This window comes from Thalassolituus sp. ST750PaO-4 (genome assembly GCF_020320405.1).
GTDB lineage: Bacteria > Pseudomonadota > Gammaproteobacteria > Pseudomonadales > Oceanobacteraceae > Venatoribacter > Venatoribacter alkanivorans.
The window spans coordinates 440,751-456,202 of the sequence record NZ_JABVCB010000005.1; the positions used below are offsets into that span (position 1 = coordinate 440,751).

Annotated in this window: 11 protein-coding genes; 7 read left to right on the forward strand and 4 right to left on the reverse strand. The window is 53.4% G+C overall.

Annotated features, from left to right (window positions below; all coding sequences use genetic code 11):
• The first annotated feature begins 53 nt into the window (after window positions 1–53).
• The 4 genes from dnaA to gyrB all read left to right on the forward strand — a co-directional run bounded on the left by dnaA (window position 54) and on the right by gyrB (window position 6,593).
• Window positions 54–1,556 (forward strand): chromosomal replication initiator protein DnaA, encoded by a 1,503-nt coding sequence (dnaA, locus tag HUF18_RS04480; RefSeq protein WP_225691281.1) that lies wholly within the window; start codon window positions 54–56, stop codon window positions 1,554–1,556.
• A gap of 104 nt (window positions 1,557–1,660) precedes the next feature.
• A complete protein-coding gene (gene dnaN / locus HUF18_RS04485; protein WP_145467331.1) occupies window positions 1,661–2,761 on the forward strand; it encodes a DNA polymerase III subunit beta in 1,101 nt (366 codons plus the stop codon).
• 208 nt (window positions 2,762–2,969) lie between these two features.
• Window positions 2,970–4,097, forward strand: a complete 1,128-nt coding sequence (gene recF / locus HUF18_RS04490; protein ID WP_225691282.1) for a DNA replication/repair protein RecF — start codon at window positions 2,970–2,972, stop codon at window positions 4,095–4,097.
• A gap of 78 nt (window positions 4,098–4,175) precedes the next feature.
• On the forward strand, window positions 4,176–6,593 hold the full coding sequence (gene gyrB, locus HUF18_RS04495) for a DNA topoisomerase (ATP-hydrolyzing) subunit B (protein WP_145467327.1): 2,418 nt from the start codon (window positions 4,176–4,178) through the stop codon (window positions 6,591–6,593).
• 98 nt (window positions 6,594–6,691) lie between these two features.
• Here the strand turns inward: gyrB and HUF18_RS04500 are convergent, their stop codons facing one another.
• Complete coding sequence (locus tag HUF18_RS04500; RefSeq protein WP_225691283.1) at window positions 6,692–7,855, reverse strand: Fic family protein; 1,164 nt, start codon at window positions 7,853–7,855, stop codon at window positions 6,692–6,694.
• A 288-nt stretch (window positions 7,856–8,143) separates the two neighbouring features.
• On the opposite strand from HUF18_RS04500, the gene HUF18_RS04505 reads away from it, so the two are divergent.
• Complete coding sequence (locus tag HUF18_RS04505; protein WP_225691284.1) at window positions 8,144–9,466, forward strand: Na+/H+ antiporter family protein; 1,323 nt, start codon at window positions 8,144–8,146, stop codon at window positions 9,464–9,466.
• A gap of 82 nt (window positions 9,467–9,548) precedes the next feature.
• On the opposite strand, the gene HUF18_RS04510 is transcribed toward HUF18_RS04505, so the two are convergent.
• The gene (locus HUF18_RS04510) at window positions 9,549–10,379 is read right to left on the reverse strand and encodes a lysophospholipid acyltransferase family protein (RefSeq protein WP_145467319.1); all 831 of its coding nucleotides are present in this window, start codon (window positions 10,377–10,379) and stop codon (window positions 9,549–9,551) included.
• A gap of 254 nt (window positions 10,380–10,633) precedes the next feature.
• Here HUF18_RS04510 and HUF18_RS04515 point away from each other — a divergent pair, with 254 nt between their 5' ends.
• Window positions 10,634–11,686 carry a hypothetical protein gene (locus HUF18_RS04515; RefSeq protein ID WP_145467317.1) on the forward strand — a complete coding sequence of 351 codons (1,053 nt, stop codon included), beginning with the start codon at window positions 10,634–10,636 and terminating at the stop codon, window positions 11,684–11,686.
• A 40-nt stretch (window positions 11,687–11,726) separates the two neighbouring features.
• On the opposite strand, the gene gmhB is transcribed toward HUF18_RS04515, so the two are convergent.
• Window positions 11,727–12,272, reverse strand: a complete 546-nt coding sequence (gene gmhB / locus HUF18_RS04520) for a D-glycero-beta-D-manno-heptose 1,7-bisphosphate 7-phosphatase (RefSeq protein WP_225691285.1) — start codon at window positions 12,270–12,272, stop codon at window positions 11,727–11,729.
• A gap of 243 nt (window positions 12,273–12,515) precedes the next feature.
• Here gmhB and HUF18_RS04525 point away from each other — a divergent pair, with 243 nt between their 5' ends.
• Window positions 12,516–14,204 (forward strand): hypothetical protein, encoded by a 1,689-nt coding sequence (locus tag HUF18_RS04525; RefSeq protein ID WP_225691286.1) that lies wholly within the window; start codon window positions 12,516–12,518, stop codon window positions 14,202–14,204.
• 58 nt (window positions 14,205–14,262) lie between these two features.
• Here the strand turns inward: HUF18_RS04525 and HUF18_RS04530 are convergent, their stop codons facing one another.
• Window positions 14,263–15,441, reverse strand: coding sequence for a hypothetical protein (locus HUF18_RS04530; RefSeq protein WP_225691287.1), 1,179 nt, complete (start codon window positions 15,439–15,441; stop codon window positions 14,263–14,265).
• Window positions 15,442–15,452: the final 11 nt, after the last annotated feature.

Consider the following 15,452-nt stretch of genomic DNA (forward strand, 5'->3'; position numbering starts at 1 on the left):
CCCCTCAGTTAGAATGTGCGGCTCGCTAGAATTCAGATAACGGATATAAAGAAGTGGCACTGACAGCTCTGTGGCAAGATTGCCTGGGACACTTGCAGCACGAACTCCCCGCGCAGCAATACAACACATGGATCCGGCCTTTGGTGGCAAACGCCGACAGTGGACAGCTGGTTCTGAGTGCGCCTAACCGTTTTGTAAAAGACTGGGTGAAGGATAAGTACCTGCAACGCATTCAGGAAATCCTCTCCGATCTGAATGGCGGTCTGATAACCCGCGTGGAACTGGCCGTGGGCGAAGCCCAGCCGATGTTCCGTCCGCTGGCTGTCAGTCGTCCTGAACCTGCTCCGGCTCCTGCCCAGAATGAAAACTTTGGTTTTGCCGCCCCACGGGCGCAGGCTGAGTTTGATTACGGCAGCCAGCAGGAAGTCCCTTCTTTTAATAATACGCCTTCTTATGGTGAGGCTCCGGTTGCTGCACAGGCACCTGTTGTCAGCCGCCCTAAGCGTGAAGTTCAGGTTGAAGGGGGCATCCAGCACCAGAGTTTCCTTAACCCGACCTTTACCTTTAAAACCTTTGTTGAAGGTAAATCGAACCAGCTGGCCCATGCCGCAGCCCGCCAGGTTGCCGAAAATGCCGGCGGTTCCTACAACCCCCTCTTTATATATGGTGGCGTTGGTCTGGGTAAAACTCACCTGATGCATGCTGTGGGTAACTATCTGCAGAGCAAAAATCCGAATGCCAAAGTGTTGTATGTGCATTCTGAACGTTTTGTGCAGGATATGGTGAAAGCGCTGCAGCTGAATGCCATTAACGAATTCAAACGCTTTTACCGCGGCCTGGATGCGTTGCTGATTGACGATATTCAGTTCTTTGCCGGTAAAGAGCGCTCACAGGAAGAGTTCTTCCACACCTTTAACGCCCTGCTTGAGGGCGGCCAGCAGATGATTCTGACCTGTGACCGTTATCCGAAAGAGATCAATGGTCTGGAAGAGCGCCTGAAAAGCCGCTTTGGCTGGGGCTTAACTGTAGCGGTTGAGCCGCCGGAGCTTGAGACCCGTGTGGCTATCTTAATGAAGAAGGCCGAGCAGACCGGTGTACACCTGCCCGATGATGCCGCTTTCTTTATTGCCCAGAAGATCCGCTCCAACGTGCGCGAGCTTGAAGGTGCACTGAAGCGCGTGGTGGCCAACGCTCACTTTACCGGCAGCGAAATCACCCTGCCGTTTATCAAAGAATCCCTGAAAGACCTGCTTGCGCTGCAGGATAAACAGGTCAGTGTCGATAATATTCAGCGAATCGTGTCTGAGTATTACAAAATCAAGATGTCTGATTTATTATCTAAGCGCCGCACCCGCTCCATCGCCCGCCCGCGCCAGGTGGCCATGGCGCTGAGCAAAGAACTGACCAACCACAGCCTGCCGGAAATCGGCGATGCCTTTGGTGGCCGTGATCACACAACAGTTCTGCATGCGTGCCGCAAAATTAAAGAATTACAGGAAACCAGCGCAGATATTCGCGAAGACTATAAGAATCTGCTGCGCTCGCTGACAACGTAAATCAGCCGTCATTATGTGCTGATTTACTGTAAGACAGACTGTTTTCAAGCAATCACAGGCGCTGTTCAATCCGATGAACATGCCCAGGACCTGAGTGGAGAACCATGAAATTCGTTATCTCTAGGGAAGCCTTGCTTCGTCCTCTGCAATTGGTGGCCGGCGTAGTAGAAAAACGCCAGACTCTGCCAGTACTGTCAAACGTACTGCTGGAGGTTCAGGGTCAGCAGTTGTCACTGACAGGCACCGATCTGGAAGTCGAACTGGTTGGCCGCGTCACCCTTGATGAGGTTGGTCAGGAAGGTGAGATCACGGTTCCGGCGAAAAAGCTGATGGATATCTGCCGTTCGTTACCGGACGGTGCACAGATTGAAATCGAACAGGACGAGCAGCGCGTTAATGTCCGCTCCGGCCGTTCCCGCTTTACTCTGTCGACGCTGCCTGCCACCGAATTCCCCAATGTGGATAACATTGCCGGCGAAAAGACGTTCACCCTGGAGCAGGGCAGCCTGCGTCGTGTGATCGACCGTACCAGCTTCGCCATGGCCCAGCAGGACGTCCGCTACTACCTCAACGGTATGCTGTTTGAAGTGAGCGCCACCGGTCTGCGTACCGTTTCTACCGATGGTCACCGCCTGGCGACCTGCCATGTGGCGATGAACGGCCCGGATACTGCCCAGCAGATCATTCTGCCGCGCAAAGGTGTGCTGGAGATGGCCAAGCTGCTGACCGACCCTGAGTCGTCCGTTACGCTGTCGCTGAGCACCAACCACCTGCGTGCGCGTACTGAAAACTTCACCTTCACTTCCAAACTGGTGGACGGTAAATTCCCGGATTACAGCCGTGTAATCCCGAAAAATGGCAGCAATGTAATGCTGGCCGACCGTACTGAACTGCGTCAGGTATTTAACCGTACCGCGATTCTGTCCAACGAGAAGTACCGTGGTGTACGTCTGGTGCTGGACACTGATCTGCTCAAAGTGTTTGCCAATAACCCTGAGCAGGAAGAAGCAGAAGAATCTGTGGCTGTGGAATACAAAGGTGATGCTCTGGAAATGGGCTTCAACGTTTCTTATCTGCAGGATGTTATGAGCGTGCTCGACACCCAGCAGGTAAAAATGACCTTGTCTGATGCCAACAGCAGTGCCTTGCTGGAAGAACCGGAAGGCGGCGACGCGATGTATGTTGTTATGCCGATGCGCCTCTAGAAAAGGGAAAGCTATCTGCGTTGCCATCACCGTGTTAAAAACAGGTTCAGAGGCTCACTGGCCGTGCCAGAACAAACGTTAGTTTGGCCCAAAGGGTGAGCGAAGCGAATATTTATGACTTATAAACTGCGCTTCTTCGCCTGTTTTTGCCTTGTGTTGGCTGCCTCGACAACGCTTCCCTGCAGCTATCTCTTAATGAGAAGTTCTTATGCCAATCCGGCAGCTTAAAATCAGCGGCGTGCGAAATCTGCAGCCGCTGGATCTTACACTCCAGTCCGGAGTGAATTTCATCTACGGCGATAACGGCTCGGGCAAAACGAGCATTCTCGAAGCCATCGTGCTGATGGCGGCGGGTAAGTCTTTCCGTACCTCACAGCTTAAACACGTACTGGCACACAATGCGGATCGTATTGAAATCCAGATGGATATCGACGACGAGAGCCTTGGTCAGTGTCAGCTCGACAGCCTGCGTCTGAAAGGCGGTGATCATCTACTGAAGCTGAATGACTCGGTGCTGACGTCTCAGGCAGAAGCCGCCCATTGGTTGCCGGTTCAGGTGATTGATCCAACCACATTCAAACTTCTATCTGGTTCGCCGGAAGAACGACGCCAGTTTATCGACTGGGGTGTGTTCCACGTGGAACACAGTTTTATGGAGCAGTGGAAAACCTTCCGCAAGCAACTTAAGCAACGCAACTCGGTGCTTAAGCAAAAAGAAGCGGAATGGTTGCCGGTGTGGAACAAAGGCTTTGTCGAAAGTGCGCTGGTGATTGATCAGCACCGTCGCGCCTATCTGAAACGGTTTAAACCCGAGTTTATGCGCATCCTCAAAGCGCTGGACGACAGCGTGGATGTCAGCCTGGCCTACTATCCGGGCTGGGATAAAGATTCCGAGCTGCAGGACGTGCTGGATAAGCAGCAGGAGCGTGATATGGTGCTGGGCTATACCCAGTCAGGCCCTCACCGTGCAGAGCTGCGCATAAAGGTCGACAAGCAGCCAGCCGCCGAAATATTAAGCCGTGGCCAGCAGAAAACCGTAGTCGCCGCATTGAAGATTGCCCAGGGCGCACTGTTCCAGCAAGAGAGTGGAAGACGCACCATTTATCTGGTCGATGATCTCGCATCAGAGCTGGATGAAAAGCACCGTTTCGCTTTATGTAAGCTGCTGGAAGACTTAAAATGTCAGGTCTTTATTACCAGTATCGATAAGGACAAGCTGACCGATATCTGGCAGCCCGTAGCCAGCAAGTTGTTCCACGTGGAACAGGGTGCTGTTCAGGATGTTGCAGCAGAAGTTGAAAATGCAGCATCACAGCAAGACAGGCCTGCGGACTGATACAAAACAGCTTATTTCGCATTGCCCGACAACGCATAACAGCGGCAGTGCACCGAATTCATCAAGAGGAACCACCGAATGAGTGAGCAGACTTACGACTCGTCGAGTATTAAAGTCCTGAAAGGGCTGGATGCCGTGCGCAAACGGCCGGGCATGTACATTGGCGATACCGATGACGGTACCGGTTTGCATCACATGGTGTTCGAGGTGGTGGATAACTCCATTGACGAAGCCCTGGCCGGCCATTGCGACCAGGTCGATGTGATTATCCATACCGACAACTCCGTATCCGTATCGGATAACGGTCGTGGTATTCCAACCGAACTGCACCCGGAAGAAGGCGTATCAGCGGCGGAGGTTATCCTCACCGTACTGCACGCTGGCGGTAAGTTCGATGACAACTCCTATAAGGTTTCCGGTGGTCTGCACGGTGTGGGTGTTTCCGTTGTAAACGCGCTGTCAGAAAAACTGAAGCTGATCATCCGTCGTGGCGGCAAAGTCTACGAACAGGAATACAGCCACGGTGTGCCGGATTACCCACTGAAAGAAGTCGGCACCACCGAAGGCAAGGGCACCACCGTACGCTTCCTGCCATCGCTGAAGACCTTTACCAACAAGACTGAATTCAGCTACGACTACCTGGCCAAGCGTCTGCGTGAACTGTCGTTCCTGAACTCCGGTGTGCGTATTCATCTGAAAGACGAGCGCAGCGACCGTGAAGATACCTTCGCTTTTGAAGGCGGTCTGGGCTCATTCGTAACCTTCCTGAATGAAGGCAAAACCGCACTGAATGACGTTTTTCACTTCAATATCCAGCGCGATGACGGCATTGCCGTTGAAGTAGCGATGCAGTGGAACGACAGCTTCCAGGAAAACATCTACTGCTACACCAACAATATTCCACAGCGCGATGGTGGTACTCACCTTGCCGGTTTCCGTGCTGCGCTGACCCGGACCCTGAATAACTACATCGAAAAAGAAGGCCTGGCGAAAAAAGCCAAGGTTTCCACCACCGGTGATGACGCCCGTGAAGGCTTAACCGCCATTATTTCGGTTAAAGTGCCGGACCCTAAGTTCAGCTCCCAGACCAAAGATAAGCTGGTATCGAGCGAAGTGAAGCCTGCGGTAGAACAGGAAATGGGCCGTCTGTTTGCCGATTACCTGCTTGAATACCCACAGCAGGCCAAAGACCTGGTCGGCAAGATGATCGATGCAGCCCGTGCCCGTGAAGCGGCGCGTAAAGCGCGTGAAATGACCCGTCGCAAAGGCGCTCTGGATATCGCCGGTTTGCCTGGCAAACTGGCTGACTGTCAGGAAAAAGACCCGGCACTGTCCGAAGTGTACCTGGTGGAAGGGGACTCGGCGGGTGGTTCTGCGAAGCAGGGCCGTGACCGCCGCACCCAGGCTATTCTGCCGCTGAAAGGTAAGATTCTGAACGTCGAGAAAGCCCGCTTTGACAAGATGCTGTCTTCTGCCGAAGTCGGCACCCTGATCACCGCACTGGGCTGTGGTATCGGCCGTGAAGAGTTCAACCCGGACAAACTGCGTTATCACAGCATCATCATCATGACCGATGCCGACGTCGACGGTGCGCACATCCGTACGCTGCTGTTGACCTTCTTCTTCCGTCAGATGCCGGAAATCATCGAGCGCGGCCACGTCTTTATTGCCCAGCCACCACTGTACAAAATCAAGCGTGGTAAGCAGGAGCAGTACATCAAAGACGAAGAAGCGATGGAAAGCTACCTGACCCATATCGCGCTGGAAAAAGCCGCTCTGCACCCGTCTGCTGAGGCTCCGGCTATTTCCGATGAAGCCTTTGCCCAGCTGGTTGCCGATTACCGTGCGGCGCAGGAAACCATCACCCGTATGTCCAACCTGGTACCGCACGAAGTGCTGCACCAGATGGTAACCCTGCCGCGTATGAACAGCGCCGATCTGGCCGATAAAGCCAGTGCCGAAGCCTGGGCTCAGCAGCTCAGCGACCGTCTGCCGGACGCCGGCCGCAGTGGCAGCCACTTTATTGTTGAAGTGGCCGCCGACAGCGAGCGCAACAGCCATAAGATCGTGATCAAAGTAATCACCCACGGTATTCCGAAAGAATTCCGTCTCGATCACGACTTCTTCGCCGGTTCCGGTTACAACAAACTGGCCACTATGAGCCAGAAGCTGAGCGACACCCTGGAAGAAGGCGCTTACATCCAGCGTGGCGAACGCGTGCATCTGATCGAAGACTTCTGGGATTCTGTGCAATGGCTGCTGGCCGAAGCGAAAAAAGGCTTCAATATCCAGCGCTATAAAGGTCTGGGCGAGATGAACCCGGAACAGCTGTGGGAAACCACCATGGACCCGAACACCCGCCGCATGCTGCGCGTGACCATCGAAGACGCCATTGGCGCCGACAAGATGTTCACCACCCTGATGGGCGACGACGTAGAACCGCGCCGCGCCTTTATCGAAGCCAACGCGCTGAACGTAGCGAACCTGGATTTCTGATCCGGGTTTGCCATAAAGCGCGTTAGCATCAGCGTTAAATAAAAAGCCCCGGCTGTGCAGACAGCCGGGGCTTTTTCATTCTGGCATCTTGATCAGTATTATCCCGCGATCCTATACCTCGTACTCCGCCCGCCGCCCGGCAGCTTTTCAATACAGCCTTTTTCCAGTAAATCGGCCAGATGGCGGGTAGCGGTGGCCTTACTGACTTTGGCTACCTTCTGATACTGGCTTGCGCTTATTCCGTCTTCAAAGCCTTTCTCTCCGCCATCGAGCAGGCGGTTCAGTACCCTGATTTGTTCTTTACTCAGTGGGGTATCGCGGTGCTGCTGCCAGAAGCGGGTTTTCTCTATGGTACGGTCGATCGTCCGGGTGGCGCTGTCGATGGCGGCCTCGAGTGTCTGCAGGAACCAGCGCAGCCAGGGGGTGATATCCAGCGTCTGCGCCGTGTCGTTTTCCTTTTCTCCGTTATCTGCTGCGCTTTCTGAAGAAGCAAGCTGCTGCGTTTGGTTAAGCGCGGCGTAGTAGCCTTTGCGGTCGGCCAGAATGGCAACCGACATGGCATACAGGCGCACACTCTGGCTGTCGGCCTGAGCCAGCGCCATATCGGTGAGGGCGCGGGTCAGGCGGCCGTTGCCATCATCAAAGGGGTGCAGGGTCACAAACCACAGATGGGTAACCGCTGCGCGCAGCAGAGGGTCGCTGCCAGGGTTGGCTGCGGTGCGGTTAAACCAATCGATAAACTGCTGTACAGCCTGTTCCAGTCCGGTTCTTGGCGGTGCTTCGTAATGTACGGTCGGGCGGTCCAGGCGGCCGGATACCACCTGCATAGGCTCCGGCCCTCGCAGCTGGCCAACCCGGATTTTATTCAGAAAGCCCGTCTCACTCTGTGGAAACAACCAACGATGCCATTGATACAAACGCTCCACCGTCAGCACTTGCTGATGGTTTTGCAGGGCATCCATCATGATCTCGGCCAGTCCTTCCGAGCGTTCAGAGACCGGGTAGGGTTGTTCTTCGCTGATGCCCAGATGGCGGGCGAGGGAGGATCGGACTGACTGGGCGTTCAGCTTCTCGTCTTCAATTGCGGAGGAGGCAACGATATTGGCGAGCAAAGCCTGCAGGGATTGCTCGGCCGGTGAGCTCAGACTGGCCTTGCCCTGCAGTATGCCGCTTTTCTGTTGTACGGCCCGCAGCAGAGGTTGCAGCGGCTCGTCTTTCCAGCTGAACTCTGGCCAGGCAGAGGATTGCCAGATCCATTGCATGCTTGTCTCCGGGAAGAAGCTTGTTGATGGCAGGAACTCAGTTACAGCATCTGAGCCGATTAATAATCATATTCGGCTCATAATAGTCAGAAATATGAGCCGAATACCAGACCTTATTCGGCTCACTTCAGATTCCACTGTTGAAAGAAACCTGAAAAAGACGCAGCGCCAGCCTGCCATTCCTGCGCTCGGTCATCCTCAACCGGCCACTTTGTGGTACTTTGCGCGGCTTCTTTGTGTATCTGACTGCCCGGTCAGTTTTATACCGGGCCTGAATGAGGAAAAACCATGAATGCGGTGGTGATTGCGGTGGTACTGATGCTGGTGCTCAGTCTGGCGCGTATGCACGTAATGCTGGCGATGATTGTTGCGGCCTTTGTTGGTGGCTGGGTTGGCGGCCTGGATCTGAAGACTACGCTGGAGGCCTTTAATGCCGGTATCGGCGGTGGCGCGGGTATTGCGCTCAGCTACGCCTTGCTGGGCGGTTTTGCGGTGGCGATTTCGCTGTCGGGTCTGCCGCATTTACTGGCCGATGCCATACTGCGTAAGCTGGGTGCCGAAACCGGTGGTCGCGAGTCACGCTGGCTGAAGAACGGCTTGCTCGGTCTGCTGCTGCTGGTCGCGGTGTCGTCGCAGAACCTGATTCCGATCCATATCGCCTTTATCCCGATTCTGATCCCGCCGCTGCTGTTAGTAATTGCCCGCTTACGTCTCGACCGCCGTCTGGTGGCCTGTGTGCTGACCTTTGGTCTGGTAACGCCTTATATGTTCCTGCCGGTGGGCTTCGGCAATATCTATCTGAATGAGATTCTGCTCGGACGTGTGGCTGAGGCCGGCCTGAATGTGGAAGGGGTGTCGGTGGTACAGGCGATGGTGATTCCGGCGCTGGGCATGCTGACCGGCCTGATCATTGCGGCGCTGTTTACCTACCGCAAGCCGCGTGAATATAACCTCACCCGCATTGCGATTGCCGAGCATACCGAACGCCGTTACGAGCCGAAGGCGCTGATGGTTGCAGCAGTGGCCATTGTGCTGGCCTTTGTGGTGCAGCTGTATACCGATTCGATGGTACTGGGGGCGATGGCGGGTTTTATGCTGTTTTCCGTTACCGGGGTGGTGCGCTGGAATGAGTCCGAAGGCGTGCTGGTTGATGGCATCAAGATGATGGCCTCTATCGGCTTTATTATGATCGCCGCTTCGGGCTTCTCGGAGGTGCTGGAGCGTACCGGCCATATTGCTGAACTGGTGAATGGTTCGGCGGCCTGGTTGGATCATAATAAGGCGCTGGCGGCACTGTTGCTGCTGGTTGTCGGGCTGTTGCTGACGATGGGTATCGGCTCGTCGTTCTCGACTATTCCGATTATTGCCGCGATCTATGTGCCGTTATGTCTGCAGATGGGCTTCAGCCCGCTGGCGATTGTGGCGCTGGTCGGTACCGCCGGTGCGTTGGGCGATGCGGGTTCACCGGCGTCGGATTCTACTTTAGGGCCGACCGCGGGTCTGAATGCCGATGGCCAGCACCATCATATGCGTGACACCGTGGTGCCGACCTTTCTGCATTTTAATCTGCCATTACTGGCCGCTGGATGGATTGCCGCGATGGTGCTGTAAGCTGCTGATGAGAAGGTAAATGGCAGGCTGATTGTGAGTGTTTACTACGGCGGGCACTTACAGCCAGTCTGCCTTTTATTGCTCAGAAACGTTTACCACTGCTGTCGGCATCGACCATTTCACCGTCAAACGGCCGGGCTGAAATTTCATCCACCCGGTTGTTAATCCAGCTTTCACTCAGTTCGCTCAGTTGCGCAGTGCTGAGATCGGTCGTTTCCATCACCGGGCTGATCACTACGTTAATGGTGCCCGGGCGTTTTACCCAGTTGTCATTTGGCCAGTGTTCGCCGGAGTTGTGGGCAATGGCAATAACGGGTGCCTGGCTCTTGGTGGCGAGCATGGCACCGCCTTTGGAAAAGGCTTTGCGCTTACCTGGCGACACCCTTGTGCCTTCGGGGAAAACCAATACATGAATGCCGCTGTTCAGACGGTCGGCCCCCTGGTTCAGTACCTGCTTCAGCGCATTGGTTTTATGAGTACGGTCGATAAATATCGGATGAATCATCTTCAGCGCCCAGCCAAAAAACGGCAGATAGAGCAGCTCGCGTTTGACCACCTGTACATGAGGAGCGATCAGGGTTGGGATAAAAAACGTTTCCCAGGTGCTTTGGTGTTTGCTCAGCAGCACATAGCCGCGACCATCGGTGGGAATATTTTCCCGTCCTTCCACCTGCCATTTAACCCCGCAGATCAGCCGTGCCGACCAGACCACAATGTGGCAGTAAAACACCATGATGAAATAGTTACGCGCCTTCAGCGGCAGGAAGATGCCAATGACAAAACTGGGAATAAACCAGGCCAGGGTCAGCAGTGCCAGCCAGCCGTAAAAAATGATGCTGCGCAGCTGTGCCAACCACAGGCGATAGGGCGTTACGCTGGCATCCGTGCCAGTTACGTCGGGATGTGCTGCCATAGAGATACCGTGCTCTGCGCTTATTATAGTGGGCGTTATTTATACCACTTTAGCCGGGGATCTCTTGTTACCTGAATTCCTCGGACTTTTTCCCGGCTGTAATTTAGCTCTGCTCTGTTGCGCGGACTCAGACTTTCTCATTAACGGGGTCAGATTACTGTTTGGTACGACCGTGTTGTATTGTTAATCTGCCGGAACCTGTTTACTAACAGTGCTCGTAATAACAATAAAAACACGGCAACAAAGGACGTCGTATGCATTCTTCCCCGTTTAAGTCTCTGGTGCTTGCCTGCGCCATTGCCACACTGACCGCCTGTGGTGGTGCAGAAAATACTTCTCAGCAAACCTCTGACTCCACCAACCCCGCACCGGAAAATCCGCAGCTGGCCACGAAAGATGTGTCTTTCCGTCTGGATGTGAGCAAAGCCCTGAATGCCGGGGTCAGTGCTACCCGTGCAGAGGTACGGGTGTTTAATGATTTGCTGGAGCGCTCATCATCGGCTGATATCGCAGATCAGGCCGCGAGTATCAGTTTTACGGCTTTGCCATTGGGCAGCTACAGCATTGAGGTTAAGGTTTTTGATGGTACGACCCTGATAGCCACTGGCACAGGCTCAGCTCAGGTGAACGCCAATGACACCACAGCCGTTAACCTGCTCGTAAATCCGGTAACGGGTAATCTGGATGTTGCCATCTGCATGCCCGATATTGCCACGCAGTATTTTACCGGTGCCGGTGATACTGCGATAACAGAGCTGAGCAGCGCAAACCGGCATGATACAGAACAGCCTGCATATTTGGCCTACCAGGCCGCGATGGCAGGGGTTACAGATTTCAGTTTTGAGTATCGTGTAGGGGATACGAATCTGGTTATTCCTGAGGAAGGCAGTCTGAGTCCGGTATTTGTAACGGATCATGGCGCTTCTCTGACAATCAATGTTGATGGCCAGCAACGTCTGAATATTTCTGGCTGTAATACTCAAATTGCTGCTTATCGTTCAGGTAATACGCTTGCTCTTTGGTACAGCATGGCAGAGGCCTATAGCGGAATTCATGAAATCGCCACTGGTGCTGTGGCTCTGGGCACTGTTGAATCACAGGCTTTAGCTCTGGTTATGGTCTTTTCGGATAGTGACGGTGATGCATTCCCTGTTGGCACTACGTCTTTATCTGATATCAATTTCGGTAATTTTGAGCAGAGGACATTTATATTGGGTGTACCCGTGGTCACCAATGTAACAGGACTTGTTGAATTACTGCTCTCCGACCCGGACAGTGTACTGGCGAATTATTGGCTGGCACGTTGAGACAGGTGTAAGTAAAAAGCCGGCATTTGCCGGCTTTTTATTACGGGTTTGCCAATACAAAATCGGCAAAAGCGGCGAGGTTATCAAATACCTGCGCCTGGCTTAGTCCGGAGTCGGCGAGTCTGGCGATGCTTTTCTCACCTTTACCGGTACGTACCAATGCCGGACGACAACCGGCGGCAACACCGGCTTCTAAATCGCGGATAGAGTCGCCAACCATCCAGCAACCTTCGGCCGATGTGTCTAACGCTTTTTCAATCTGATGAATCAGGCCGGGCAAGGGTTTGCGGCAATCACAATGGTCATCCGGGCCATGCGGACAGAAGGCAATATGGGCAAACCGGCCATTATGTTCTGCGGCCAGCGCGTTCATTTTGGCGTGCATCGCTTCCAGGTCGGCAAGGCTGAAATGCCCCCGTGCCAGGCCACTTTGATTGGTCGCAACGGCGATGGTGTAACCGGCGTTGCACAAACGGCCAACCGCTTCAGCACTGCCAGTAATTGGTAGCCATTCGTCGACGGACTTTACAAAGTCGTCGGAGTCTTCGTTCAGTACGCCGTCGCGATCAAGAATGATGAGTTTCATTGGGCAGTCTCTTCTGTAAAGCCGGTTTGTGCCGGAGGGGTGCGGGCGGGATAACCGTCCACGGGCTTAACCAGGTGCAGCGATGAATTAAAAAATATGTCAGTCAGTGCCAAGTCATGCATCTGGGCTGATACCTCTGCCTGAGTCTGGCGGGCAATGATGCCTGCCGTTAATCACAAATGATACGCTCGGTTGGCCTGATCCCTCAGCAAAAACTGACTTCTCAGCAAAAGGAATATCACTATGGAAAGTTCTCTTTGCCGGCGCATCGCCGGAACCTCACTGCTTAGTTTCGGATTGTTGCTCAGCGCCTGCGGTGAAAAAGCACAAAATGATATGGTTGCGGCACAAGCTCCTGAGACCACATCCAGCAGCGTCACCAGCGGCACCTGCAGCGGCACTTATCCCAGCTACTGGCAGGACCCGGCAGCTAAATTCAGCAATATGTGGAAAGGTCAGGAAATCAGCAACGTGCCGCCTGCTGACTGGCAGGGCCCGGTGTTCCGCATATCCGACAAGTATCCGCGTCAGCCGGTTGATGACCGTGCGGCACAGCCGTGGCGTGATGCACGTTTTGATGCCCTGTTCAGAACAGACACTCCGGCAGCGCAGAAAAAACAGCTGGCATATGACTACAGCTGGCTGGTGATGAAGTACATTCAGGACGGCAACGTTAACCGTCCCGGAGTCGAAGACTGGGATGTGTGTAACAACAACGTGCGTCCGTGGTACAGCATTCCTTTCCAGACTTACGATGCCATGAGCGGGCGTGAGTTTACCCACGGTCTGACCCGCGAAGCACCGGTCACATTCTCTACACCTCAGGGTGCGATCAACACTACCATGTGGGCGGTAGGCTTCTTTAATGCAACGGCCGCTTACACTCTGGGAACGGTTTGGCAGGCAGACGGCACGGCGAAAATTCCGGCTAAAGATGTGAGCTTTGATGAGGGCGCCGTTGTTGGTAAGCCGCTGTTTAATACCTCCACTCCGGAACAGCTGCCGGTGCTGGCGAATCAGCCCGCCTGGAATGCCAATATCTCCGATCCGTCATTCTGTAAATGCACACCTGCGAAGGGCAATGAGTGCACGCTGATTGAAGAAAGCCAGCAGTGTCCGCGCAGCACGACAGAGTGGAACGACGTGCGCCTGCTGCAGTTTGATTTTGCGGTAAAAGACAGCCGTGCGCCGGGTACGCAGTGGGTATTCGGTACCTTTGTTGCCGATGGTCAGCGCAAAGCCAAAGAAGCCGATCCGTGGCTGCGTATCAGTCTGCTGGGTGTGATGTGGGGCAACGACACACCACCGGATGGCAAGCTTGCGCACAACTATCCGCTGGATGTGAAAAAGAACGGTTTTATGGAAGAAGTTATTTTCTGGGATACCGTGAACGAACTGAATAAATACGGCGGCGCCAACCCGATGCAGCATATGGGACATTTAGGTTGTAATTATCGCCTGAATGGCCCGGCCGATAATGCCAACAGCTCGTGCATGTCCTGCCATGGCACGGCTTCGGTACCGGACAGCAATTTTGATACGCCGCCGCTGCTGTCACAGTTTTCAGGTATCACCAAAGAATGCGTAACCCCTGACTCTGAAAATCCGTTAGTCGGTGTCGATCGCAGTGGCAGCAAAGCAACGGTGAATAATGGTGTCAGCTTTGCCAATATCGACAGTATTTATTTTGCCAATGTCCCGGCAGCGGCGCCCTTTAATATGACCGTTGAAACCGATAATGGGCCGGTTAACGTGATGGGCAATGGTGTACCGGATTATGCCAGCGGCCGTAAGAGCTGGATTTCGCTCGATTATTCTTTGCAGCTGTCTATTTCATTAACCCAATGGATGCAGTGGCAGGAAAACAGTGATGATCCAGCGCTGGAGCGTATTAACTTTAAAGAACTGCGCCGTGGAGTGAAGGAAAATTAAGCTGAATTAATTTCAGTGAATGAAAATAAAAAGCCCGGCTGATTGAGCCGGGCTTTTGTTATTGGGCTACTTCGGTTACAGCGCTGTTCAGCACCAGAAGCCGCTCGCTCTCGCTGTTATAAAAAAATCCCGACCAGCCGGAGAGGTCCTCTTTTTTTACCGGTGGAATATCCAGCGTCATTCCCGGCAGTGCATTCAGATCAAGTAATTCAAAACGGATAGTCCGGGTGTTCGTTAGGGCCGGGTCTAATGTGTAATAGACATTGGTCTGCTTCGTTGTATCACTCTTGCTGATGCTAAATGTTACGCCCAGAGTACTAAGTGGCAGCGGGATATCGGACCAGTCCGGATAAGTTAGTGTTGCCGAAATTCCGTCTTGGGCAAAACTCACGGCATTTAACGCAGGTTCTTCTGGCACGGAAGATAATTCATTAATGCCATTGGCTTCATCATTACGCTGAACATAGAGTGAGCTACTGCCAAACTGCCATGTCTCCTGATAATAGTCTCCAGGGGTGCGTAGGGCTGCAGGAATTTCGGTGACATGATCGTCATCAATTGCCATCTCTAACGGCCAACCCATATCGGATAATAAATACATGCGATAATAATGAAATCCGGCCTTTTCAGGCTTCGCAGAATAGCTGCTTTCAACGCTATGACTTGGGTCGGTAAAGTCGATAATCAGTTCATCACCATTCGTCAGGTTCAGTTGATCCTGCTTGAACATAAAAACTTTCTGGTCGTCACCGCGATAGCCCACCGCCAGCAATGTACGTGGATCAGTACTGTTATTCAGGGTGGCTCCTTGAAGTGGCTCTGGCAGATCTGGCCGGTAAGTAAGGGAGGCGATATCTGTTAAAAGCACGCTTTTTATGTTTATCGCAGGAGATACATTCGCGATAGAAACATAACCGTTTTCACCATCTGCCGAGCAGGCGAGGAATTCTATCCGATCCGTGAGCTTTGAAGCCGCTACTTCAGTAACATAAATGGTGTTGCTATCGCTTGTCTGGCAAATAGTAACCAGAGTAACTGCCTGGCTGATATCGCCGACGTTAATCTCTTGTTTGCCCGTCAGCTGCTGCCAGTTACCATTATTTAAGCGTAAAGCAGCATAACTCTGCTGGCTTACATCCAGTGTCAGCGTTGCTGATTTATTTTCATTATCTGAGCTATCACTGCTACAGGCCGTGAGTACAACAGCTGCCAGAAACACTCCTGTGTGCTTTAACATATTTCATCCTT

Coding starts and splice junctions, on each gene's coding strand:
- dnaN (WP_145467331.1), top strand. CDS start 1,661: ATGAAATTCGTTATCTCTAGGGAAGCCTTGCTTCGTCCTCTGCAATTG.
- recF (WP_225691282.1), top strand. CDS start 2,970: ATGCCAATCCGGCAGCTTAAAATCAGCGGCGTGCGAAATCTGCAGCCG.
- gyrB (WP_145467327.1), top strand. CDS start 4,176: ATGAGTGAGCAGACTTACGACTCGTCGAGTATTAAAGTCCTGAAAGGG.
- HUF18_RS04500 (WP_225691283.1), bottom strand. CDS start 7,855: ATGCAATGGATCTGGCAATCCTCTGCCTGGCCAGAGTTCAGCTGGAAA.
- HUF18_RS04505 (WP_225691284.1), top strand. CDS start 8,144: ATGAATGCGGTGGTGATTGCGGTGGTACTGATGCTGGTGCTCAGTCTG.
- HUF18_RS04510 (WP_145467319.1), bottom strand. CDS start 10,379: ATGGCAGCACATCCCGACGTAACTGGCACGGATGCCAGCGTAACGCCC.
- HUF18_RS04515 (WP_145467317.1), top strand. CDS start 10,634: ATGCATTCTTCCCCGTTTAAGTCTCTGGTGCTTGCCTGCGCCATTGCC.
- gmhB (WP_225691285.1), bottom strand. CDS start 12,272: ATGAAACTCATCATTCTTGATCGCGACGGCGTACTGAACGAAGACTCC.
- HUF18_RS04525 (WP_225691286.1), top strand. CDS start 12,516: ATGGAAAGTTCTCTTTGCCGGCGCATCGCCGGAACCTCACTGCTTAGT.
- HUF18_RS04530 (WP_225691287.1), bottom strand. CDS start 15,441: ATGTTAAAGCACACAGGAGTGTTTCTGGCAGCTGTTGTACTCACGGCC.